Source organism: Nocardia sp. FBN12 (assembly GCF_054031145.1).
Window position 1 is genome coordinate 6,337,698 of record NZ_CM132926.1, and the last position, 22,310, is coordinate 6,360,007.

General features: G+C 66.8%; 21 protein-coding genes and 1 tRNA gene. 9 read left to right on the plus strand and 13 right to left on the minus strand.

Annotated features, from left to right (window positions below):
* Positions 1-15 precede the first annotated feature (15 nt).
* Positions 16-474: an SRPBCC family protein gene (locus ACWZHB_RS29840; protein ID WP_427905078.1), complete on the minus strand. Its 459-nt coding sequence runs from the start codon at positions 472-474 to the stop codon at positions 16-18.
* Between the two features lie 98 nt (positions 475-572).
* Positions 573-1,145, minus strand: coding sequence for a TetR/AcrR family transcriptional regulator (locus ACWZHB_RS29845; RefSeq protein ID WP_427905079.1), 573 nt, complete (start codon positions 1,143-1,145; stop codon positions 573-575).
* Positions 1,146-1,216: 71 nt separating this feature from the next.
* Between ACWZHB_RS29845 and ACWZHB_RS29850 the strand changes: the two genes are divergently transcribed.
* The 3 genes from ACWZHB_RS29850 to ACWZHB_RS29860 all read left to right on the plus strand — a co-directional run bounded on the left by ACWZHB_RS29850 (position 1,217) and on the right by ACWZHB_RS29860 (position 4,228).
* Entirely contained in the window at positions 1,217-1,789 is a 573-nt protein-coding gene (locus ACWZHB_RS29850) for a dihydrofolate reductase family protein (RefSeq protein WP_427905080.1), read from the plus strand.
* Positions 1,790-1,924: 135 nt separating this feature from the next.
* Complete coding sequence (locus ACWZHB_RS29855) at positions 1,925-3,190, plus strand: aspartate kinase (protein ID WP_427905081.1); 1,266 nt, start codon at positions 1,925-1,927, stop codon at positions 3,188-3,190.
* 3 nt (positions 3,191-3,193) lie between these two features.
* On the plus strand, positions 3,194-4,228 hold the full coding sequence (locus ACWZHB_RS29860) for an aspartate-semialdehyde dehydrogenase (protein ID WP_427905082.1): 1,035 nt from the start codon (positions 3,194-3,196) through the stop codon (positions 4,226-4,228).
* Between the two features lie 51 nt (positions 4,229-4,279).
* Here ACWZHB_RS29860 and ACWZHB_RS29865 read toward each other — a convergent pair whose 3' ends face one another.
* Positions 4,280-5,632 carry a serine hydrolase domain-containing protein gene (locus tag ACWZHB_RS29865; protein WP_427905083.1) on the minus strand — a complete coding sequence of 451 codons (1,353 nt, stop codon included), beginning with the start codon at positions 5,630-5,632 and terminating at the stop codon, positions 4,280-4,282.
* 76 nt (positions 5,633-5,708) lie between these two features.
* On the minus strand, positions 5,709-6,956 hold the full coding sequence (locus ACWZHB_RS29870) for an APC family permease (RefSeq protein WP_427905084.1): 1,248 nt from the start codon (positions 6,954-6,956) through the stop codon (positions 5,709-5,711).
* A gap of 724 nt (positions 6,957-7,680) precedes the next feature.
* Here ACWZHB_RS29870 and ACWZHB_RS29875 point away from each other — a divergent pair.
* The gene (locus ACWZHB_RS29875; protein ID WP_427905085.1) at positions 7,681-8,349 is read left to right on the plus strand and encodes an arsenate reductase ArsC; all 669 of its coding nucleotides are present in this window, start codon (positions 7,681-7,683) and stop codon (positions 8,347-8,349) included.
* On the opposite strand, the gene atzF is transcribed toward ACWZHB_RS29875, so the two are convergent.
* The 5 genes from atzF to ACWZHB_RS29900 all read right to left on the minus strand — a co-directional run bounded on the left by atzF (position 8,306) and on the right by ACWZHB_RS29900 (position 13,862).
* A complete protein-coding gene (gene atzF, locus ACWZHB_RS29880) occupies positions 8,306-10,003 on the minus strand; it encodes an allophanate hydrolase (RefSeq protein ID WP_427905086.1) in 1,698 nt (565 codons plus the stop codon). The two genes, ACWZHB_RS29875 and atzF, sit on opposite strands and share 44 nt — an antisense overlap.
* Positions 10,004-10,013: 10 nt before the next feature.
* Complete coding sequence (locus ACWZHB_RS29885) at positions 10,014-10,718, minus strand: GntR family transcriptional regulator (RefSeq protein ID WP_427905087.1); 705 nt, start codon at positions 10,716-10,718, stop codon at positions 10,014-10,016.
* Positions 10,719-11,140: 422 nt separating this feature from the next.
* A tRNA-Pro gene (locus ACWZHB_RS29890) sits at positions 11,141-11,214 on the minus strand.
* A gap of 67 nt (positions 11,215-11,281) precedes the next feature.
* Positions 11,282-12,850, minus strand: coding sequence for a hypothetical protein (locus ACWZHB_RS29895; protein ID WP_427905088.1), 1,569 nt, complete (start codon positions 12,848-12,850; stop codon positions 11,282-11,284).
* 49 nt (positions 12,851-12,899) lie between these two features.
* Positions 12,900-13,862, minus strand: a complete 963-nt coding sequence (locus ACWZHB_RS29900; protein ID WP_101464816.1) for a metallophosphoesterase — start codon at positions 13,860-13,862, stop codon at positions 12,900-12,902.
* Positions 13,863-14,007: 145 nt separating this feature from the next.
* Between ACWZHB_RS29900 and ACWZHB_RS29905 the strand changes: the two genes are divergently transcribed.
* A complete protein-coding gene (locus ACWZHB_RS29905) occupies positions 14,008-14,472 on the plus strand; it encodes a GatB/YqeY domain-containing protein (protein WP_427905089.1) in 465 nt (154 codons plus the stop codon).
* Between the two features lie 50 nt (positions 14,473-14,522).
* Here the strand turns inward: ACWZHB_RS29905 and ACWZHB_RS29910 are convergent, their stop codons facing one another.
* Complete coding sequence (locus tag ACWZHB_RS29910) at positions 14,523-16,901, minus strand: penicillin-binding protein (protein ID WP_427905090.1); 2,379 nt, start codon at positions 16,899-16,901, stop codon at positions 14,523-14,525.
* 373 nt (positions 16,902-17,274) lie between these two features.
* Between ACWZHB_RS29910 and ACWZHB_RS29915 the strand changes: the two genes are divergently transcribed.
* Complete coding sequence (locus ACWZHB_RS29915) at positions 17,275-17,598, plus strand: WhiB family transcriptional regulator (RefSeq protein WP_056821932.1); 324 nt, start codon at positions 17,275-17,277, stop codon at positions 17,596-17,598.
* Between the two features lie 114 nt (positions 17,599-17,712).
* On the opposite strand, the gene ACWZHB_RS29920 is transcribed toward ACWZHB_RS29915, so the two are convergent.
* Positions 17,713-18,846: an ArsA family ATPase gene (locus ACWZHB_RS29920; RefSeq protein ID WP_427905091.1), complete on the minus strand. Its 1,134-nt coding sequence runs from the start codon at positions 18,844-18,846 to the stop codon at positions 17,713-17,715.
* A complete protein-coding gene (locus tag ACWZHB_RS29925; RefSeq protein ID WP_427905092.1) occupies positions 18,843-19,880 on the minus strand; it encodes an ArsA family ATPase in 1,038 nt (345 codons plus the stop codon). Before ACWZHB_RS29925 ends, ACWZHB_RS29920 begins: the two co-directional genes overlap by 4 nt.
* A 59-nt stretch (positions 19,881-19,939) precedes the next feature.
* On the opposite strand from ACWZHB_RS29925, the gene ACWZHB_RS29930 reads away from it, so the two are divergent.
* From ACWZHB_RS29930 to ACWZHB_RS29940, 3 genes are read left to right on the plus strand one after another with little or no spacing between them, the layout of a single operon-like run.
* The gene (locus tag ACWZHB_RS29930) at positions 19,940-20,101 is read left to right on the plus strand and encodes a DUF4177 domain-containing protein (protein WP_266297640.1); all 162 of its coding nucleotides are present in this window, start codon (positions 19,940-19,942) and stop codon (positions 20,099-20,101) included.
* Positions 20,102-20,103: 2 nt separating this feature from the next.
* Positions 20,104-20,565 (plus strand): RidA family protein, encoded by a 462-nt coding sequence (locus ACWZHB_RS29935; RefSeq protein WP_266297638.1) that lies wholly within the window; start codon positions 20,104-20,106, stop codon positions 20,563-20,565.
* Positions 20,566-20,574: 9 nt separating this feature from the next.
* A complete protein-coding gene (locus ACWZHB_RS29940; protein ID WP_427905093.1) occupies positions 20,575-21,369 on the plus strand; it encodes an MBL fold metallo-hydrolase in 795 nt (264 codons plus the stop codon).
* 171 nt (positions 21,370-21,540) lie between these two features.
* Here ACWZHB_RS29940 and ACWZHB_RS29945 read toward each other — a convergent pair whose 3' ends face one another.
* Complete coding sequence (locus ACWZHB_RS29945) at positions 21,541-22,215, minus strand: Crp/Fnr family transcriptional regulator (RefSeq protein WP_040703546.1); 675 nt, start codon at positions 22,213-22,215, stop codon at positions 21,541-21,543.
* Positions 22,216-22,310 lie beyond the last annotated feature (95 nt).

Below are 22,310 nucleotides of genomic sequence, written 5' to 3' on the forward strand. Positions count from 1 at the left end.
TCGCGGACGGCGCGACTAGCCGACCGCGTAGCCCCCGATCTCGGGGTACCGCTCGGCGAAGTCGATGAAATTCGCGACCGTCTCGTCGTGCAGCTTGCGCAGGCTTCGGTTGAACAGGATGCCCGGAATGGGCAGTGGTAGGGAGAGCTCCACGTGGTAGTCGACCTCGGTGCCCTCTGGCGTGGCGAGCAGCTCGATCCAGCCGCCGCCCTTGGAACCGCGGCTGCTGTCGACGACCCGCCACTCCGAGCGGTACTGCTCCCAGGAGTATTCGAGCACCTGGGCGTCGGAGTTGCCCATGAAGTGGGCGGTGGCGAAGACTCGGCGCGGCCTGCCGTCGGCATCGCGCGGCCCGACCCGGACATCACTGAGCGAGGTCGACCACTCCGACATCAGGTCGACGGCCAGTAGTGCGTCCATCACTTGGTCGATCTCGGCGTCAACGGTGAATCGGATGTCGATCTTCGAGCGCATCTTTGTCTATCCTCCGAACCCCCGCAGCTTTCGCGCCCGATTGTGCACAGTCGTACTAGTGATCGTCAACACGTCTATGGTCTGGACATATGACCGGGTCAGCTGCATATCACACGCTCTACGGCCGTTTCGATCAGTGCCACGCGCTGTTGCTCGGTGAAGATCTCGGGCAGCGTGAGGTGTTCGACGATGAGCCAGTTGAGCGCCAGATAGAGCAGTAGTACCGACTCCGCGTCGCCCGGCAGGCCGGATGCCAGATGGTTGCGCACGTTGAAATCGATGTCGGCGCGGACGCGGTCGGTGAGCACCTTGCGCAGTTCGGGACGGCGGGTGGCCTCGAGGCGGAGTTCCAGCAGCGCGAGATAGGCCTTGCGATGCGATTCGATGCGCCCGACCACCTCCTTCATCAGCGCGGTGATGTTCGCGATGTCCTTCGGGCCATCGCTGACCAGGGCCATCGTCTCCTCGCTCGGCTGGACCACCTCGTAGAAGCGGACGCCGGCCTGGGTGAGCAGTTCGTCGCGATTGGCGAAGTAGTTCGACGCCGTGCCCGCGGGGACGCCCGCCTGTTTGTCCACCGCGCGGAAGGTGAGGCCGCGGGCGCCCTCGTCGGCGAGGACGTCGATGGCCGCGTCGAGCAGGGCCTGCCGTCGTTCGGGGTTGGTTCGCACTTGACACCACTCCATCTGTAGTACTACGTTGAAACCACTTCAAGCAGAGTACAACAACTGAGGCGGTACCCATGCGAAAGCTTGTCTACTACATCGGCGTCTCCCTCGACGGCTACATCGCGGGCTCCGGCGGCGAGGTCGACTTCTATCCGACACCGCAGAACTATGTGGAGTGGATGATGGCCGAGTTTCCCGACGCCATCCCGACCCACCTGCGTGCGCACTTCGGGATGGACCCTGATCTGCCCGCCAAGAACTGGGACACCGTGCTGATGGGCCGCGGCACCTACGTGCTGCCGGATGAGCACGTCGAGAGCCCGTTCTCGCACCTGAAGCAGTACGTCGTCTCGTCCACGCTCGACCAGGCCGACCATCCCGCGGTCGAGATCGTCGCCGGTGATCCCCGCGAGCTGGTCCGCGAGCTCAAGCAGCGCGAGGGTGGCGACATCTGGCTGTGTGGCGGCGGGCAGCTGGCCGGGCAGCTGCTCGACGAGATCGACGCGATGATCATCAAGAGCTATCCGATCGTCGCGGGCGACGGTGTCCCCGTTTTCACCGGCGTCTTCAAACCGACACAGTTCGCTCCGGTGCGGCGCAAGGAATTCGACAACGGCACGCAGGTCACCTGGTTCGATCGAGTGTGAATCCCGTGGTCATCCACAGGTGACAAGCCTGTGTCGTTTTCCACAGCCAGGGCAGGTAGCAGCAAAACCGGTGGCCCGCGCCCGGTACTCTTGGTCGCTGATACCAACCTGACACTCGATCGTGAAGGACCTGCTGTGGCTCTCGTAGTTCAGAAGTACGGAGGATCCTCGGTGGCTACCGCCGAGCGGATCCGGCGCGTCGCTGAACGGATCGTGGAGACCAAGAAGCAGGGGCACGACGTAGTAGTCGTGTGCTCGGCCATGGGTGACACGACCGACGAGTTGCTCGATCTCGCGGAGCAGGTGGCCCCCGCGCCGCCTGCTCGCGAGATGGACATGCTGCTCACCTCGGGCGAGCGCATCTCGAATGCCTTGGTGGCCATGGCTATTCATACGCTCGGCGCCGAGGCCCGCTCGTTCACCGGTTCGCAGGCCGGCGTGATCACCACCGGCGCGCACGGCAACGCCAAGATCATCGACGTGACCCCGGGCCGGTTGCAGGAGGCTCTCGACGAGGGCCAGATCGTGCTGGTGGCCGGCTTCCAGGGCGTGAGCCAGGACAGCAAGGACGTCACCACGCTGGGCCGCGGCGGGTCCGACACCACCGCCGTCGCGCTGGCCGCGGCGTTGAAAGCCGACGTCTGCGAGATCTACACCGACGTCGACGGCATCTTCTCCGCCGACCCGCGCATCGTCGCGGACGCCCAGAAGCTCGACAAGATCTCCTACGAGGAGATGCTCGAGATGGCGGCCTGCGGGTCGAAGGTGCTCATGCTGCGCTGCGTCGAGTACGCGCGCCGCTACAACGTTCCCGTTCATGTTCGGTCGTCCTACACCGACAAGATCGGCACCACTGTTTTCGGATCGATGGAGGACATTCCCGTGGAGCAGGCAATCCTGACCGGCGTCGCACACGACCGCAGCGAAGCCAAGGTGACCGTCGTGGCGCTGCCCGACGAGCCGGGCTACGCGGCCAAGGTGTTCCGCGCGGTCGCCGACGCCGAGATCAACATCGACATGGTGCTGCAGAACATCTCCAAGGTCGACACGGGCAAGACCGACATCACCTTCACCTGCCCCAAGACCGACCTGGTCCGCGCGGTGCAGAAGCTCACCGAGCGGCAGGCCGAGATCGGCTTCGCCGAGATCCTCTCCGACGACCACATCGGTAAGGTCTCGCTGGTCGGTGCCGGCATGAAGTCGCATCCGGGCGTCACCGCCACCTTCTGTGAGGCGCTGGCCAACGCGGGCGTGAACATCGACCTCATCTCCACCTCGGAGATCCGCATTTCGGTGCTGGTCCGGGATACGGAACTGGATGAGGCGGTCCAGGTGTTGCACAAGGCATTCGATCTCGGCGGCGAAGAGGCCGCCGTCGTCCACGGCGGAACGGGGCGTTAGGCAATGGGTGTACGTGTAGGTGTCGTCGGTGCGACCGGTCAGGTCGGCACCGTCATGCGCAAACTGCTCGAAGAGCGCAACTTCCCGGCCGACGAGGTGCGGTTCTTCGCGTCCGCGCGGTCCGCGGGCAAGACGCTGCCGTGGCGCGGGGGCGAGATCGTTGTCGAGGACACCGAGACCGCCGATCCCTCGGGTCTCGACATCGCGCTGTTCTCGGCCGGTGCCACCATGTCTCGCGTGCAGGCCCCGCGTTTCGCCGCGGCCGGCGTCACTGTGATCGACAATTCCTCGGCCTGGCGCAAGGATCCCGATGTGCCGCTGGTCGTCTCGGAGGTCAACCCCGAGGCCACCCGCAACCTGCCCAAGGGCATCATCGCGAACCCGAACTGCACCACGATGGCCGCGATGCCGGTGCTCAAGCCGCTGCATGATGTGGCCGGTTTGCAGCGTCTGATCGTGTCGTCGTACCAGGCTGTTTCCGGGTCCGGGCTCGCCGGTGTGGAGGAGCTCGCCTCGCAGATCCGCGCGGTGTCCGCCGATGCGGAGCAGCTGGTGCACGACGGTTCGGCCGCTGAGTTCCCCGCGCCGAACAACTATGTCGCGCCGATCGCGTTCAACGTGATCCCGCTGGCCGGCGCGCTGGTCGACGACGGTTCGTTCGAGACCGACGAGGATCAGAAGCTGCGCAATGAGAGTCGCAAGATCCTCGGGCTGCCCGATCTGCTGGTGAGCGGCACCTGCGTGCGGGTTCCGGTCTTCACCGGGCACTCGCTGTCGATCAATGCCGAGTTCGCCGAACCGATTTCGGTGCTGCAGGCCAAGGAACTGCTGGCCAAGGCGTCGGGCGTGCGGCTGGTCGACGTGCCGACCCCGCTGGCCGCCGCAGGCCAGGACGACTCCCTCGTCGGGCGCATCCGCCAGGATCCGGGCGTGCCGAGCGGTCGCGGTCTCGCGCTGTTCATCTCGGGCGACAACCTGCGAAAGGGCGCCGCGCTCAACACGATTCAGATCGCGGAAGTTCTGCTCGAGAACCGCTGAAGCTCGTAGTCGAGGCCGGGTCATCGTTCACGATGGCTCGGCCTCGCTGTTTCACTTGATCGGGCGGATGCCGGGGGTGCGGGGATCGTTGCCGACGCAGGCCAGGATGGCGCAGCCAGGGGGGATGCTGGCGAAGGGGGCGGCCAGGGGTTGGTTGAGGCAGTCGAAGACGGTGCAGCCGGGGTAGGCGCCGGGGCCGATGCCGAAGACGGCCAGCAGGATGTTGGCGTCGATGAGTTTGCCCGCGTCGAATTCGAGTGGAGGTTCCACGTAGGGTTCGGCGGTTGGTACCGGGGCGTCGGTGATCGCGTCGAACAGGCGGCGGAAGAATTCGTGGGGGAGTTCTTCGGCGTGGGCGAGGATACCGCTGGGGCCGTAGGCGGTTTGGTTGCCGAAGGGGCCGGTCCACATCACCGTCAGGTCCAAGCTGGGCAGGACGAAGACGTTCTGCAGGCCGAGTCCGGACATGAAATATGTGTCGTCGGGCAGGAAGTCGGGGGATTCGCTGCAATCGGCGCCCAGCCAGAACAGGTAGCCGTAGCAGCTGTTCGCCTTCGACGGGGTGCGGGCCTTGCGCAGATACTCCGAGGAGAGCACCCGTTCCGCGCCCCAGCGGCCGTCGTTCGAGACGAGCAGCCCGATCTTGGCCAGGTCGTTGGGCGGCAGCAGCAGATGCGCGTAGCCGTAGGTGTGGCCGGATCGGTCGCTGGCCCAGTAGTAGTCGCTGCGCGGGATGCCGAGAGGATCGAACAATTCGCGCTGCGCGAACTGCTGCAGCGGTTCGCCGACGGCCAGTTCGATCACGTACGACAGCAGGTCGACATTGCGCTGGCTGTAGCTGAACGTGGTGCCGGGCGGGTTGGTCAACTGCACCGACAGCGCCTGCACCGCCGAGTGCGGGTCGATCGGGATCACCGCGGTGATGCCCTCCGACAGCACTCCGACCTGCATGCCCGAGGTCTCGGTGAGCAGGTTCTCGACGGTGATCGAGCGGTGCACCGCGTCGCCGAGCCCGGGCGGCAGGTAGCGATCGATAGGGGCGGCGATATCGATTTTGCCTTGGTCGGAAGCGATTCCGGCCAGCATCGACACCACCGATTTGGTGACGCTCCAGATGTTCCACGGGGTATTGCCGGTCTCGTCGTTGCGCAGCCCTTCGCCGACGAGGCAGTTGTGCCGGAAGATCTGAACGTTGAGCCGGTTACGAGTGGCGGCGAACTGCAGTGCCGCTTCGAGTTTCGCCGAATCGAGCCCGACCTGTTCGGGCTCCGCGCGTTCTAGGTCGCGACCGGAAGTCACCTCGCAGGTCGTGCTCGGCGCGGCCTGAGCCGGGACGGCGACCAAGCTCGCCGAAGCCAGCAGCGCCGCGATCGTTCCTGCGAAAACGCCCGTGATGTGCCGCATGCGGGCGAGAGTAGCCCTTGTCACGCACCGTAACCCGTATAGCGTGGCCGCTGAACTTCACGGACAAGGCGCATGTTCACCTGGTCGCAACACGGCGAATGCCGTAGACCCCCGCACCGATCGCGAGCACGCCGAGTCCGCTCAGCACCGATCCGATCGGCAGTGCGAACCCGACCACCACACAACCCACCGCGCCGACCACCGGAACCCAGCGCCGCGGCCTACCCTCGGCGGCCGTCAGCGTGGCCGCCGACAGATTGGCGATGAGGTAGTACGCGAGCACCGCGAACGACGAGAACCCGATCGCCGCCCGCAGATCCATCGTGGCCGCGAGCACCGCGACCACCACCCCCACCGCCAGCTCGGCCCGATGCGGAACGTCGTACTTCGGGTGAATCGCGGCCAGGGACCTCGGCAGATGACCATCGCGCGCCATCGCCAGCGAGGTCCGCGAGACCCCGAGAATCAACGCCATCAGCGACCCCGCCGCCGCCAGCACCGCACCCACCCGCACCACCGGCGCCAACCACCCCGCCCCCGCGGCCTCGACAACCTGCGCGAGCGGATCCCGCGCCGCCGCCAGCCCGCCCGACCCCAACGTCACCAACGCGGCCACCGCCACCAGCGCGTACACCGCCAACGCCACCGCCAACGCGACCATGATCGCCCGTGGAATAGTCCGCTCCGGCGCACGCACTTCCTCGCCGAGCGTGGCGATGCGCGCGTACCCGGCGAACGCGAAGAACAACAAGCCCGCCGCCTGCAATACCCCATACGGCCCGATCTCCTCGACCAGAACCGTTGCCCCCGAATGACTCCCACCGACTCCCACGACAACAACCACCGCCAGCACCGCCAGCACCACTCCCACGATCACCCGCGAAGCCAGCGCCGACTTCTGCACCCCCACATAGTTGATCCCCGTCACCACCACCACAGCCCCCACCGCCACCGCGTGCGCCTGCTCCGGCCACGCGTAACTCCCCACCGTCAACGCCATCGCCGCACACGATGCCGTCTTCCCGACAACGAACCCCCACCCGGCCAGGTACCCCCACAACGCCCCCAACCGCTCCCGCCCGTACACATACGTCCCCCCGGACACCGGATACAACGCGGCCAATCGCGCCGAAGACATCGCATTGCAATAGGCCACCACCGCCGCCACCCCCAACGCGACCAGCAACCACGACCCCGCCACCCCCGCCGCGGGCCCCAACGCCGCGAAAACCCCGGCCCCCACCATCGCCCCCAACCCCACCACCACCGAATCCCCCAACCCCAACCCCCGCCGCAACTGCCCGCCTGAAGCCATGTTGCCCATCCTCGAGCATTCGCCTCGCTCGCGCGACTCCGGGACATAAAGAAACGCCGCCAGGTCGATGAGGGTGACCTGGCGGCGTTCGCTGGGGCCGACGCCCCACAAGCGCCTCTCGGCGGGTGGTCGCTCGTAGCGACTATGGGGTGAGGCCCGGGGCTGTTCGGACGTCGACAGTGTGTTCAACCGCGCCCCCCGGTGAACTATTCCGACCGCTCGATGTGACGCGCACAACGCACGAGGCAGGGACACCGATACGCGTACCTGCCTCGTGTCATGGGTGGGCGAAGGGCCTGGGTCCCGGGCTCTCGTGGTCGGTGTCGGGGGTCAGAAGTTGCTGAACCAGTACAGGATGCTGGCCAGCAACCAGACAATCGCGGTCTCCATGGTCGATCTCCTTGCGTCGGTACTTCCATCATCGCCGAAGACCCGGGTTTGCCGACAAGTTGTTCTTAAGAAGCTCTAGAGACCGACACCGCATTGTTGCTTCAGACACCGGAACAACCGGGTCCGATCGGTCTCGAGGGGTGATCGGTCGGGCCCGGCGGTGCAGACCAGAAGGTGGCTCTTCCAGACGCTGAAGACGCACTGCCGACGGTAACCACACCGACGGGCTGGGCCGGGAAATGTTCCACGTTGTGTCGGTGAGTACGCGTGCCGGGCCGGTCTGATCGAGGGGTGATCGGCCCGGGCGTTTGCGAATGGCCAGGATTCGGGTAAGGGTTGAGGGGTGGTCGATATTGCGGAGCACTCCGACGCGCTCGACCGTGCTGAGGTGCGGCTGCGCGAAGAATTCGCGACAATGTTCGAGCTGGCGACGATCCATCGTTTCCTGCACTCCTCCTATGAAGACTTCGCCGCAAGGGCGACGGTGACCCTGTACTTACCGCTGCTGGCCGAGCGATTCGCGCGGCAGCGGTTGCAGGCGCTGGCAAAGATCGAGGGCAAGGAGCCCCAGCCGCGTCCGACGGTGCTTTTCCTGTGTACGCACAATGCGGGCCGGTCGCAGATGGCACTCGGTTTCTTCGAGGAGCTGGCGCTGGGGCGGGCGGTGGCCTGGTCGGGCGGGTCGGTGCCGAGTGGGCAGCTCAATCCGGCCGCGGTGGGGGTGATGGCGGAGGTCGGCGTGGACATCTCGCGCGAATATCCGAAGCCGTGGACCGATGAGATCATCCGCGCCGCCGACGTGATCATCACGATGGGCTGCGGCGATACCTGTCCGCTGGTGCCGGGGGTGCGCTACGAGGAGTGGATCATCGAGGATCCGGCGGGGCTGGAGGTCGAGCAGGTGCGGCCCATCCGCGACGACATCGGTCATCGCGTGACGGGCCTGCTCGCCGAGCTCGGCATCGACGTCAACGAGCCCGTAGATACGCCACCCAGCTCCCGTACCGGGTGATGTCGGTGGCCGCGACCGCCGCGTCGTAGCTACACGCGAAACCTACGACGGCGCGTCCGTCGGACAGATCGATGCTGGTCAGCGCCATCGGCGGCGGTAGTTCGGCGAGGAATCGGCCGAGGCCGGCGGGGGAGACCAGGAACAGTTCGCCGAGGATCGGCGCGCCTTGTCCGTCGCCGTGCCGGACGAGTCCGGGTTTCGGCGGGGTGGTGTCGAGGGCGGTGAGGCGGTAGGCGTCGGTGGTGGTGATCTCGCCTGCGAAGCGGGCGCCCAGTTGTTCGAGTTGCCAGTGCAGGGGTTGGCCGCGCAGGTGGGCGCCGAAAACCGCGAGGGGCACACCGGTTTCGACGAGTAGCGGTGCCTGGGTGCCGGTGATTCGGGCGGCGAGGTCGACGGCCAGTTGGTCGGCGAAGGCGGGGACTACGACTGTCACGCCGAACGGGAGGCCGCCGGTGGTGGGTTTGCCGGGGACTGCCACTGCGGCGAGGTCGAGGAGGTTGCAGAAGTTTGTGTAGGTGCCGAGTCGGCGGTTGATCGCGAGTGGGTCGGCGTCGACTTCGGCGATCGAGGGGTGTTCGGTGGTGGTGGGGAGCAGGAGGCCGTCGAAGTCGGCGAGCAGTGTGGTCGCGGCGGTGCCGGCCAGGGCCAGCGTGTCGAGATCTCGCACGAACGCAGGTGCGTCGAGTTCTTTTGCGGCGCTGATTATTCCGGCGACGGTGCGGTCGAGGCCAGGGGCGCCCTTGTCGACGAACTCGCCGACTGCGGCGTATCGCTCGGCGACAATCGCGCCGTCGTAGAGGAGCCGGGCGGCGTCGAGTAGTGGCGAGATGTCGATTTCGGTGACGCTCAGCCCTTGATCACGAAGGGCTGCAACAGTTTCAGTGAATGCTGTGCGGTAGGCCGGGCTCAGCGGCTCGAGATCCGCGGGCCGGGGAATCGCGATCTTGGGCTCGGTGGAGATCGCGAGGCGGACGTCCGCGGGCCATTGCCGGCTGCGAGGGTCTCGAGAATCATTGCCTGACATGATCTTCGCGGCCTTCACCGCCAGATCCAGGTCCGCGGCGAAAATGGTCACCGCGTCATAATCGGCGCAGGCGGGGACGACGCCATGGGTGGGGATCACGCCGAGAGTGGCTTTGATGCCGACGATTCCGTGAAATGCGGCAGGCACGCGGCCCGAGCCTGCCGTGTCGGTGCCGATGGCGAGGTCGGCGATGCCAAGCGCGACCGCTGCCGCCGAGCCGGAACTCGAACCGCCCGAAACCAATTCGGGATGGAGCGCATTGCGGACGGCACCGTACGGGCTGCGAGTGCCGACCAGCCCGGTGGCGAACTGGTCGAGGTTCGTCTTGCCGAGTACCAGCGCGCCCGCCGTGACCAGGCGCTGTACCGCCGCAGCGGTTTCGGTGGCCTCGTAAGCGAATTCGGGACAGGCCGCGGTGGTGGGCAAGCTCGCCACGTCGACGTTGTCTTTGACCGCGAGAAGCAGACCTGCCAGCGGGAGGTCTTCGCCCGCAGCGACACGGCTTTCCAGCTCGACAGCTTCTCGCGCCAGTGCCTCCTGTGAGCGCAGCGTGATCCAGACCTCCGGCCGATCCACTTCGGCGATCCGTGCGTAGGCCGCGGCGACCCGCGCGGTCGGGGTGACAGACATTGACGCTCCTCTATTCGCTCAACGACATGGCTGCGACGGCACGCGAGATGCGCTCGAGCACTACGTCCAGCGAGTCGCCGATGTGGGTGTGCAGAAGTTGCTGAGCCAGCGCGAGGTCACCGGCGAGGACGGCGGCGAGAATGCCGAGGTGCTCGCTGATCGTGGTCTCGATGCGGTTGTTGATCATGAAGTCGTACATGCGCACATGCCGGATCCGGGTGTTCACCGCGATCAGCGCGCGCACCATCTCGGCATTACCCGCCGCGGTCAGCAGTGCGACGTGGAACTCCTCGTCGACGACGACGAAACCCGGCTCCTGGGCGGGCGGGTCGGCCTGCAGGGTCAACCATTTCTGCTGCTCGGCGCGCAAGAGGGCCTGATCATGGGTGATGTGCGGATCCGTCCTGACCCGCGTCATCCCGCCCAGTTCCAAGGTCAGCCGCAGCTCGTAGAGATCGCGAATCCGCGCCACACTCGGCCGCACCGGGCTGAACCCGAACTCCTCACGCTGCAACAGTCCATCCGAGCACAGCATCGTGAGCGCCTCCCGGACCGGCGTGCGCGAGATCCCGAACCTGGTCGACAGTTTCGGTTCGGTGAGCCGCTCCCCGAACCGGATGTCCCCGTTCATCAACTCACCCCGCAACGTCGAATACACGACCTCGCGCAACGGCCTCGCCGAGCCATCGCTCGGTGCATCCACCCTTGTCGACATGGGTGTATACGCTATCGATCGCTAATTTCTATCAAGTGACAGAAAGTAAGCGCCAGGTTATCGGTTGCTCACACCGGAACCTCACCGCATCGAGTCTCGCGAAGGGAGCACTTCTCAACCAACCCCGAACACGCAGGCAACCCCACTCGCCAGGCGACCGCCCACACTCGAACCACGAGCCCACCGCCGCGCTCCCACTCCGCTCACCCCGGAAGGGCGACCCCATGACCCCGACGATCCTGGTCCTCATCCTCGGCCTGCTCGCCATCACGGCCATCACCATCTACTGGCCCAACCCTGGCGATCGCAAGCCGCCCTCGGATCTGTGAGACACCGAGCGCGAGCGCTGCGGAGCCCGGGCATGCAAAAAGCCTCTGACCAGGAAACCCGGTCAGAGGCTTTTCGGTGTCTCAACCAACACGTCGGGGTGACAGGATTTGAACCTGCGACCTCTTCGTCCCGAACGAAGCGCGCTACCAAGCTGCGCCACACCCCGTGAGGCGAACCTGAAGTAGCTTACAACGTGGGGTCGTGAAACGTTAAATTGGCTGGTCAGATGCGGGTTAGTTGAGGGATCTGATGGTGCTGAAGATGCGTTTGGCCTCGGTGGCGTCGATGGCGCCCGCGACGCCGGTGTCGGCGATCATCACCATGACGAAGCTGCCGTCCTTGGCGCCTTTGAAGGCGTAGGTGTAGACGGAGTAGGTGGCGGCGCAGCCGGGTTCGGGGGCGGGGACGGTGCCCGTGGTCTCGGTGAACATGCCCTCGGTCTTGCCGTCCATCGACTTCAGGGGCTGGGCGGGGCCGGGAGTGCCCTTGGAGCCCTGGTAGGCGAGGGGCGCGGCTTTGGCCCCGAGTTCGGCGCCGGCCGCGGCGTTGTCGGCGTTCTTGGAGCCGGTGAGCAGCGACATGGTGCGGGTGGAGTCGGGGCAGTAGTCGCGACCGTCGGAGGCGTAGCCCTTGCCGAACACGGCGTCGCCGGGAGGTTCGCCGACGCCGCCGATGGTGGTTTCGGAGGCGACGTTCCAACCTGCTGGGACATCGTAGGCGGCGCCACGGTCGGGGGCGGCGACTACCTGGTAGCCGTCGATGAGAGGTTTGCGGTTCGACGCGGCGCCCGTGGGAGTGGTCGTACTGGGCTTGGGCTTGCTCGATGACGTCGGCGCGGGCGTGGTGGACAGGGCGCTGACCATCGACGGGGTGGCGTCGGCGCTGGTGGTCGGTGCGTCGTCGCCGCGGGTCAGCGCGACCGCGGTGACCGTGCCGCCGACCACGAGCAGCGCCGCGACACCCGCGGCAGCCCAGATCGCCGCCTTGTTGCCGGATTTCTGGGGCGGGAAGGGCTGGCCGTAGGACTGAACGCCGTGGTGCTCGAGCGGGGGCACTTCGCCGTATTGCTGCGGCGGATGCTGCCGACCTGCTGCGTCGACCCGGGCCGGATCGGCATGGGCTGCCGGCGAGCCCCAATGCTGCTGACCAGGCGGTGGCGAATTCACCGGACCCGGCGCACCCCAAGGCTGACCGGCCGCAGCGGGCGCGCCCCACTGCTGGCCAGGCGGCACCGGCGCGCCCCACTGCTGGCCAGGCGGCGGCCCGCCCCAGTGCTGACCGGGCGGCGGCCCGCCCCACTGACCCGGAGGTTGTTGTCCGGCGGCAACACCGGTCCCGGGAGCGGTTCCGCCCTGCGAGCCACCGGGGTACCACTGCTGGGCAGAGGGCTGTTGTCCCACCGGCGGGTTCATGCCGGGCTGCCATTGCGGAGTCGAACCGGGTTGACCTACAGACGGATTCGCTCCCGGCCAGGGCGGAGCCGGCTGACCTACCTGGGTCGGGTCGGCCTGCCCGGGTAGCGGAGCCTGTTGTCCCGCAGCAGGATTGCCGGAGTCCTCCCAATCCTGTGGACCAGCGGGAGCCCATTGGGTCGGCTCGGGGAGACCTGGCGGCGGCCCGGAACCGTCCCAGCGCAGCGTGGGAGGGAGTCCGGTGCTGCCCGGCGTCCACACCGCGGTGGGATCAGGAGTGCCCGGATCCGCTTGTCCCGCCGAGGGATCCGGCGAACCCGGCCGCTGGCCGGGCTGGTTCGGTGCGCCTGACCCGCCGAATACGGTCGGGTCGTCGGGTCCACTGCTCACGGTCGTCTCCTGATGACACCTCAATGACAATGCCGTTCGGAGGCAGACCCTAGCGGGCGACGGCCTCCGAGGTCGAAATGCCGAAGCCGGTGTCGGCCGACGGCCGCTTGGGCTGGGCGCCGACCAACGTGAGCAGCGTGGCCTCGGGGCGGCAGCAGAAGCGGTAGGGCGCCCACGGGGAGGTGCCGATGCCCGCCGAGACGTGCAGCTGGGTGTGCTCGCCCCACTGGGAGGCGCCCTTCACGCGGGACTTGTCGATGCCGCAGTTGGTGACAAGCGCGCCATAGCCGGGAACCACCAGCTGCCCACCGTGCGTGTGACCGGCCAGCACCAGGTCGTAGCCGTCTTCGGCGAAGCGATCGAGCACGCGCGGCTCGGGCGAATGCGTGACACCGATGCTCAGCTGCGCCAGCTGGTTCGGGGCACCGGCCACCGTGTCGTAGCGGTCGCGCTGCAGGTGCGGGTCATCGACGCCGGCGCTGGCGATGCGAATGCCCGCCACCTCGAGGTCGCGCCGGGTGTGGGTCAGGTCGAGCCAGCCGCGTTCGGTGAATGCCGCGCGCAGGTCCTTCCACGGCAGCGGATCGCCGTAGACGCGACGATGATCTTTCTTGAAATACTTCAGCGGATTCTTCGGAACCGGTGCGAAATAATCATTCGAACCGAACACGAACAAGCCGGGGCGAGCCAGTAGCGCACCGAGGGATTGCACAACGGCGGGCACGGCCTTGGGGTGGGAAAGATTGTCGCCGGTATTCACGACCAGGTCGGGTTCGAGCCGGTCGAGTTCGCGCAGCCACTGCTGTTTGAGCTGCTGTCCCGGCATCATATGCAGGTCGCTGACGTGCAGAATGCGCAACGTGGGCGACCCGGGTGCCAGCACCGGCATCGTGGCTTCGCGCAGGACGAACGCGTTCCGTTCGATCAGCGTGGCGTAGCCGATGCCTGCGACGGCGGCCCCGGCGGCTCCCAACGCGGTTCGGCGGACAGCGGACGTCGAGATAACGGGCATTTGCCCAGCATAGGTGACCCCCTCCCGGATCGGCGCGTGTGTTTCCGCACAAACGGTCGGAATTTTCTCGCCTGCGCCCAGTTCGCTATCCGTCGCGATGAAAATGTGATGGGACTTCCCAGGGTGGCCGACTACGGTAAGGCCCATGTCGGAACTGAAAGCCAAGCTGCGCGCGGATATGACCACCGCGATGAAAGCCAAGGACAAACTGCGTCTCGCGACCCTGCGGATGCTGCTCGCCGCTATCCAGACTTCCGAGGTCTCCGGTACGCAGGCGCACGAACTCTCCGATACCGATGTCGTGTCGCTGCTGCAGAAGGAAGCGAAGAAGCGCAACGAGGCGGCCGTGATCTACGAGCAGAACGGTCGCGGTGAACTGGCCGCGAACGAGCGCGCCGAGGAACAGATCATCGAGGAGTACCTGCCGACTCAGCTCGACGACGCCGAGGTGGCCCAAGTCGCCGATACCGCGATCGCCCAGGTCGCCGAGCAGCTCGGGGAGCGCCCGGGGATGAAGCAGATGGGCCAGGTCATGAAGGCCGCCACCGCGCTGGCCGATGGCAAGGCAGACGGTTCGCGCATTTCCGCGGCGGTCAAAGCCCGGCTGTAGAAACCAGCGAAGGCCGCCGTCCGGACTGGACGGCGGCCTTTGTCGGGTGACTAGCGCGGCACCGGGATGGGGATCGGTGGCAGGCGCGGAATCTGCGGTAGCCCCGGAATCACCGGTGCGGGCGCGGCGGGCGGGGGCGTCGTCGGCGCGGGCACCCGGACCGTCCCGTCACTGATGTAGATCGTGACCACCGAGCCCGGAATAGCCGAGCCGTTCGGTGAACTGCCCATCACCGTGCCCTTGGCCTGTGAACCGGCCCCCGTCACCGCGGAGACCTGGAAGCCCGCACCGGACAGGATCGAGGTGGCCTCGCCCTGCGACTTGCCCGCGACATCGGGGACCTGGGAGTTGTTCGCGCCACGGACGTACTTGTCGTCCAGCGGGGGCAGCGCGGCAGGCGGATATCGATCCATCAACGGCTTGATGGCGTTGAACCAGGTGCGGGCCGGTTCATTACCACCGAACAGGCCGGAGGCATCACTGGCGCCACAGTTGCGCAGCGGGAACGAGCAGATCTCGCCGGGGGTCGGGCTGTCGCCGTAGACGTAGACCGACGACGCCAGCGAGTTGGTGAAGCCGAGGAACGCCGAGGACCGGTGGCTCTCGGTGGTACCCGTCTTGCCCGACATCGGCGCCGACCACCCCGCGGCACGTGCCGCGCCCGCGGCGGTACCGCTGATGTCGTCCTTGCTCATCGCGTTGGCGAGGGTATTGGCCAGACCGGGGTCGACGACCTGTTCGCAGGCCTGCTGGGTGAGCGGGACGGCCTTGCCGCTGCGGTCGACGACTTCCTTGATGGGCGAGGGCGGGCACCACTTGCCGCCCGAACCCAGCGTGGCGGCCACATTCGTCAGCTCGAGCGGGTTGATCGAGAACGGGCCGAGCGTGAACGAACCCATGTTGTTGTCTTTGATGTGGTCGGCGAGGCTCGTGTTGCCCCGCCCGGAGGTGCCCGGCTCGGTGTAGGACCGCATGCCGAGGCGCACGGCCATGTCCACCGCGGCCTCGACGCCCACGTCCTGGATCATCTTCACGAAGGTGGTGTTGGGTGAGGTGGCCAGGGCATCAGTCACCGACATCGACCCCGGGTAGTTGCCCGCGTTCTTGACACACCACGAGTCGGCCGGGCAGCCCGGCGAGTTCGAGTAGCCCATACCCCTGGCGGCGTAGGTGCCAGGCACGTCCACCTGCGCGGCGATACCGAGGCCCTTCTCCATCGCGGCGGCGGTGGTGAACAGCTTGAAGATCGAGCCCGCGCCGTCACCGGCCATCGAATACGGCTGGCCGAGCAGCGTCTCGTTGGCATCGCGGTTGAGGCCGTAGGTGCGGCTCGACGCCATCGCGAGGACGGGGTGCGAATCCTGACCGGGTGCGACCACCGACATGACCTCGGCGATGTTGTCGAGGTTGGGGTCGGCCTGCTCGTTCACCGAACGCTTCACCGATTCCTGCAGCACCGGATCGAGAGTGGTCTTGATCAGGTAGCCGCCCTTGTCGATCTGCTCGCGACTGATCCCGGCGTCGGCCAGGTACTGCAGCGCGTAGTCGCAGAAGAAGCCCTTGTCGTTGGCGGAGATACACCCGCGCGGCAATCCCTTGGGCTCTGGCAGCACACCCAGCGGCTCGGCCTTGGCCTTGCGGAACTCCTCGGCGCGATGCGGGATGTTCTGGATCAGCGTGTCGAGCACGGTGTTGCGGCGGTCGGTCACGCCCTGCACGTTCGTGTAGGGGTTCAGCTTGGAGCTGGACTGCACCATGCCCGCCAGCATCGCCGACTGGGTCATGGTGAGCTGGGACGCGTCGATGCCGAAGTAGGTCTGCGCGGCGTCCTGGATGCCGTAGGAGCCGTTGCCGAAGGGCACCAGGTTCAGGTAGCGGGTGAGGATCTCGTCCTTGCTCAGCTCGCGGTCCAGCGTGAGCGCCATCCGGATCTCGCGCAGCTTGCGCGCCGGTGTCGTCTCGATCGCGGCGCGGCGCTCGGCGTCGGTCTTGGCGACCACGAGCAGGTTGAAGTTCTTCACGTACTGCTGGTCCAGGGTCGACGCGCCCTGCTGCACCGCACCGGAGGAGGTGTTGGTGAGGAACGCGCGCAGCGTGCCCTGCCAGTCCACGCCCTTGTGGTCGGCGAAGCGCTTGTCCTCGATGGACACGATCGCCAGCTTCATGTTGTTGGAGATCTTGTCGCTCGGCACTTCGAAGCGGCGTTGCTCGTAGAGCCACGCCAGCGGCGACCCGTTCGCGTCGACCATGGTCGACACGGCGGGGACCGTGCCCTCCACCAGTTCGGCGGAGACATTGTCGACGGCGTCGGCGGCGCGGTTGGAGATGAACCCGAACCCACCTGCCAAAGGGAACAACAGCCCAGCGACAAGCACGGCGGCCAGCGCGCAGCTGCCGGCCAGCCTCGCGAGCGTTTGAGTGATCGGCACGAGACCCAGCCTAAGGGGTGGGGTGGTGAGGTTCACGGCTGTGCTGCTCGACGGGGAATGTCCGGCCGGTGCCAGGGGGGTTGCTCGGGCGTGTCAACAAAATGATCACATCGGCGTGTCGCGACCGGCCACGCCGGTGATCAGCACTACTGCGTGGTTCTGACCCCATTTGAATGGACGCCCGTACCAAAAAATCGGGGGGCGGTCTTGCGCAACCGCCATACCTTTACCTAGATTGAGAACCCAGTGTGATAGAGCTAACACTCAAAGTGGAATGTGGTGCGGGACGCAGCGGTAGTTGGGTTGCTGTGATCCGCGCTCGCGATTCTGGAGCGCCGCACAACGGTGTTCGGACTGCAAAGGGGCACATCAAATGCACATCACAACCCCCATCGCTCGACTGGATGTAGAGCAGGCCGAGGCAAGGATCGCTTGGGTTGCCCAGGCGCGATGCAAGGAAGTGGACCCCGATCAGCTGTTCGTTCGCGGCGCGGCACAGCGCAAGGCGGCAACCATCTGCCGTCACTGCCCGGTGCTGATGCAGTGTGGTGCCGATGCGCTCGACAACCGGGTGGAGTTCGGCGTGTGGGGTGGGATGACCGAGCGGCAGCGGCGTGCGCTGCTGAAACAGCATCCCGACGTGACGTCGTGGGCTGAATTCTTCAACGCTCAGCGCCAGCACCAGGTGGCGATCTAGCAGGTCGAGACCGGACCGTTATCACAAACGGCGCCGAGACCGCTTGGTTTGCGGAATCGGCGCCGTTGGCGGGTGTTACGGGATTGTCAGCTATAGCGGATTTGTCTGAATCGATCAGGCCGAGGCCGGAGTACCGGTCAGCTGATCGCCGACCGCGCGCAGTGCTTCCAGGTCGGAGACCTCGAAGGGCAGCGCCGTCACCGACACGATCTTCACCCGCGGATGTGCTCCGGTGAAGCGATGCAGCAGCCGCCGCTCTCGCGTCGCCGTCGACACCCGATCGGCGTGGATGCGCAGCACCGCGGCGGTCAGCGGGTCCGAATCGGTCAGCTGGTCGGCCGCGGTCAGCGCGTGATCACCGGACAGCTCCGACAGCGCGGGATGCGTCCGGTTCAGCACCAGCCCGGCCAGCGGCATCTGCTCGGTGGAGAGCCGGTCGACGAAGAACGACGCCTCGCGCAGCGCGTCGGGCTCGGGCGCGGCGACCACGAGGAAGTGGGTCCCCGGCTTGGACAGCATCGCGAAGGTGCGCTCGGCCCGGTCCTGGAATCCACCGAACAGCGATTCCAGCGACTGCAGGAACGTCGAGGCGTCCTTGAGCATCTGCCCGCCGACGATCGTCGACACCCCGCGCATCGCCAGGCTCATCGCCCCGGTGACGAACCGGCCGACACCGCGCCCCGGCGCCATGATCAACCGGATCATCTTGCCGTTGAGGAAGGTGCCGAGCCGCTTCGGCGCGTCGAGGAAGTCCAGCGCGTTGCGTGAGGGCGGAGTGTCGACCACGATCAGGTCCCACTCCTTGCGCGCGGCCAGCTGGCCGAGCTTCTCCATCGCCATGTACTCCTGCGTGCCACCGAACGACGACGCCACCGTCTGATAGATCGGATTGGCGAAGATCTGCTCGGCCTTGTCGGCGCTGGTGTGCTCGAGCACCATGTCGTCGAAGGTGCGGCGCATGTTCAGCATCATCGCGTGCAGCTCGCCGGGCACCTCGGGGCCGAGTTCCACGCGCTGCGGGGTGTTGTCCAGCTCGGCCACGCCGAGCGACTGCGCCAGTCTGCGCGCCGGATCGATGGTCAGCACCACCACCTTGCGACCCGATTCGGCCGCGCGCAGGGCGATCGAGGCCGCGGTGGTGGTCTTGCCGACTCCGCCGGACCCGCAGCACACGATCACCTTGGCGTTCGGATCGGCGATGATCTTCGAAACGTCCAATAAGGGCGGGGTGGAAACGTGCTCGCTCATCGGACTCCCTGCGCGGATAGCTGTTCGGCCAGTTCGTAGAGGCCACCGAGGTCGATGCCGTCGCCCAGGGCGGGCAGGGACAGCTGGGGGACATCGATCTGCGCCAGTTCGGCCGCGCTCGCGTTCTGCGCGGTGAGCACAGTCGCGTGGTCGACCGTTTCGGCGATCAGGCCGTCGAAGTCCGATTCGGACAGGGTGATTCCGGCCTTCGCCAGACCCGCGGCGACGGCGGCGGTGTCGAGTTCGCCCGCCACGCTCGTGTCACGCTGGGCCGGGGTGAGCTCGGCGGTGGCCGCCCGGTTGACGATCACCGTGCCGATCCGCAGATCGTCGGCGGTGAGTTCGGCGATCGCGTCGGCGGTCTCCTGCACCGGCAATGCCTCGAGCAGTGTCACCAGGTGGATCATCGTCTGATCGGAGTGCAGCAGGCTGGACACGCCCTCGGCCTGCGAGGCGATCGGCCCGCCCTTGGCGATCTCGGCCATGGCCGTGGTGACGTCGAGGAAGCTGGCGATCCGCCCGGTCGGCGGCGCGTCGACGACGATGTCGTCGTAGGCGGGCCTGCCGTCCTTGCCGGTGCGGACCACACATTCTTTGATCTTGCCGGTGAGGATCACATCGCGCAGACCAGGCGCGATGGTGGTGACGAACTCGATGGCGCCCATCCGGCGCATCGCCCGGCCCGCGAAGCCGAGGTTGTAGAACATGTCGAGGTACTCGAGGAACGCGTACTCGATGTCCAGTGCCAGCGCCGTCACCTCGCCGCCGCCGTCGGCGCTGGCGATATGGGTCTCGGTGGGTGGCAGCGGTGGCCGGTCGAACAATTGCGCGATGGACTGGCGACTCTCGACCTCGACCAGCAGCACTTTGCGTCCCCCGGCGGCGAGCGCGAGTGCGAGTGCGGCCGAAACGGTCGACTTGCCGGTGCCCCCCTTGCCGGTGACGTAGTGCAAGCGGGCCTTGGCCGCGCGCTTCGGCCACCCGGTCGACGGTTCGGGAACCGACGAAACCGGCTCTGCTGTTGGTGCTCCCACGTCGCCGAGCCTATAACCCGTTTCGCCAAGGCGTTCGGGGTGAGCCCTAAACTCACACCATGAGTGAAGTCACCCGTTGGGAGTACGCGACCGTGCCGCTGTTGACGCACGCGACAAAGCAGATCCTCGATCAGTGGGGTTCCGACGGCTGGGAGCTGGTCTCGGTGCTGCCAGGACCGACCGGCGAACAGCATGTCGCCTACCTGAAGCGGCAGAAGTAGCCGTGGCCACCGCGTGGAAGGACGCGCTCGACCGGCTCGGCGTCACGCTACCGCCGGTCGCCGCCCCCGTCGCGGCCTACATCCCCGCCGTGCGCACCGGTTCGCTGGTGTACACCTCCGGCCAGCTGCCCTTCGTCGACGGTGAACTGTCGTCGGTCGGCAAGGTCGGGGCCGAGGTGGATGTGGAGCAGGCCAAGGAGGCCGCCCGGCTGTGCGCGCTGAACGCGCTCGCGGCCGTGCACGATCTGGTCGGGCTCGACCAGGTGGTGCGGATCGTGAAGGTCGTCGGATTCGTCGCCTCGGCGCCCGGATTCAGCGATCAGCCGATCGTGATCAACGGTGCGTCGGAGTTCCTCGGTGAGGTGTTCGGCGAGGCGGGCGTGCACGCGCGCTCGGCCGTCGGCGTCTCGGAACTGCCGAAGAACACGCCCGTCGAGGTGGAATTGATCGTCGAGGTTAGTTAGGCAGCCGCCATGGCACTGGAACATCCCGCGTACAGCCAGGTCAGACAGGTTACCCCGACGGCATCGGTACTACTGGCCGACAATCCCGGTCAGATGACGCTCGACGGCACCAACACCTGGCTGCTGCGCGGCCCGGACAGCGACTCCTACGTGGTCGTCGATCCCGGACCGAAGGACAAGAAACACACCGCCGACATCGTCGAAGCCACCGGCGGCCGGATCGCACTGACCCTGATCACCCACCACCATCACGATCACACCGGCGGTATCGATCACCTGGTGAAGGCCACCGGGACGCCGGTGCGTTCGGTGGATCCGGCGTATCTGCGCGGCGCGGTCGTGCCGTTGGCCGACGGCGAGGTGATCGAGGCCGCCGGCTTGCGGATCACCGTGCTCGGCACCCCGGGACACACGACCGATTCGGTGAGCTTGCTGCTCCCCGACGCGGTGCTCACCGGTGACACGGTGCTCGGCCGCGGCACCACCGTGCTCGAATCCGCACCGGGCGCGCTGGCGAACTTCCTCGCGTCGCTGGAAAAGCTGCGCGAGCTGGGCGCGGGCAAGGCGTTACTGCCCGCGCACGGGCCCGACCATCCGGATGCGGCGCCGGTCGCGCAGTACTACCTGGATCATCGGCGGGAGCGGCTCGATCAGGTGCGGGCGGCGCTCGTCGAACTGGGTTCCGGCGCGGGCGCCTTCGCGGTCGTCCGCAAGGTGTATGCCGATGTGGACAAACGGCTGTGGCCCGCCGCGCGTAGTTCGGTGCAGGCGCAGCTGGAATACCTGCGAGCCGAACAGAACTGAACACGCCTCGATCGCCGACATGCTGGGGAGTGTCGGCGATCGAGTCGTATCCGGGCTACAACGGCCGACATCCCGGCACGACGAAACCGCGGTGGTGTGGACGAGGCCCTCTCCTCGTGAGCCCACACGCATCAACGGTCCCGTCAGCGCCGGGACGGCAGTGTTCGAACGTCAGCGAGCGCGACGTGCCAGACGCTCGGAATCCGAGATCAGCACGCTCTTGCCCTCGAGACGCAGCCACCCGCGATGAGCGAAGTCGGCGAGCGCCTTGTTGACGGTTTCCCGGGAAGCGCCGACCAGCTGGGCGATCTCTTCCTGGGTCAGGTCGTGGGTCACGCGCAGCGCGCCCGCTTCCTGGGTGCCGAAGCGCTGTGCGAGCTGCAGCAGCGCCTTGGCGACGCGACCTGGCACGTCGGTGAAGATCAGGTCGGCGAGGTTGTTGTTGGTGCGGCGAAGGCGTCGTGCCAGCACGCGCAGCAGCTGCTCAGCGATCTCAGGGCGCTGATCGATCCACGACTTGAGTGCATCGCGATCCATCGTCACGGCGCGGACCTCGGTGACCGTGGTTGCGGTCGAGGTACGCGGGCCAGGGTCGAAGATCGACAGTTCACCGAACATGTCGGACGGACCCATGATGGTCAGCAGGTTTTCCCTGCCGTCCGGGGACCGTCGGCCGATCTTCACCTTGCCCGTCGTGATGATGTACAGCCGATCGCCGGGTTCGCCCTCGTTGAAGATGACGTGGCCGCGCGGAAAATCTACGGGCTGCAGCTGCTTGGCGAGCGCGGCCACCGCGGTGGGCTCGACGCCTTGGAAGATGCCTGCTCTGGCGAGGGCCTCGTCCACGAATGTGCTCCTTATGGGATATGGCTTGCGAACCTGGTCGAGCGAATCGACCAACCGCGCAGTCTACGCGGCATTCCGGCACCGCAGTGACAGAC

Coding starts and splice junctions, on each gene's coding strand:
- ACWZHB_RS29840 (WP_427905078.1), bottom strand. CDS start 474: ATGCGCTCGAAGATCGACATCCGATTCACCGTTGACGCCGAGATCGAC.
- ACWZHB_RS29850 (WP_427905080.1), top strand. CDS start 1,217: ATGCGAAAGCTTGTCTACTACATCGGCGTCTCCCTCGACGGCTACATC.
- ACWZHB_RS29860 (WP_427905082.1), top strand. CDS start 3,194: ATGGGTGTACGTGTAGGTGTCGTCGGTGCGACCGGTCAGGTCGGCACC.
- ACWZHB_RS29865 (WP_427905083.1), bottom strand. CDS start 5,632: ATGCGGCACATCACGGGCGTTTTCGCAGGAACGATCGCGGCGCTGCTG.
- ACWZHB_RS29870 (WP_427905084.1), bottom strand. CDS start 6,956: ATGGGCAACATGGCTTCAGGCGGGCAGTTGCGGCGGGGGTTGGGGTTG.
- atzF (WP_427905086.1), bottom strand. CDS start 10,003: ATGTCTGTCACCCCGACCGCGCGGGTCGCCGCGGCCTACGCACGGATC.
- ACWZHB_RS29885 (WP_427905087.1), bottom strand. CDS start 10,718: ATGTCGACAAGGGTGGATGCACCGAGCGATGGCTCGGCGAGGCCGTTG.
- ACWZHB_RS29900 (WP_101464816.1), bottom strand. CDS start 13,862: ATGCCCGTTATCTCGACGTCCGCTGTCCGCCGAACCGCGTTGGGAGCC.
- ACWZHB_RS29905 (WP_427905089.1), top strand. CDS start 14,008: ATGTCGGAACTGAAAGCCAAGCTGCGCGCGGATATGACCACCGCGATG.
- ACWZHB_RS29915 (WP_056821932.1), top strand. CDS start 17,275: ATGCACATCACAACCCCCATCGCTCGACTGGATGTAGAGCAGGCCGAG.
- ACWZHB_RS29920 (WP_427905091.1), bottom strand. CDS start 18,846: ATGAGCGAGCACGTTTCCACCCCGCCCTTATTGGACGTTTCGAAGATC.
- ACWZHB_RS29930 (WP_266297640.1), top strand. CDS start 19,940: ATGAGTGAAGTCACCCGTTGGGAGTACGCGACCGTGCCGCTGTTGACG.
- ACWZHB_RS29940 (WP_427905093.1), top strand. CDS start 20,575: ATGGCACTGGAACATCCCGCGTACAGCCAGGTCAGACAGGTTACCCCG.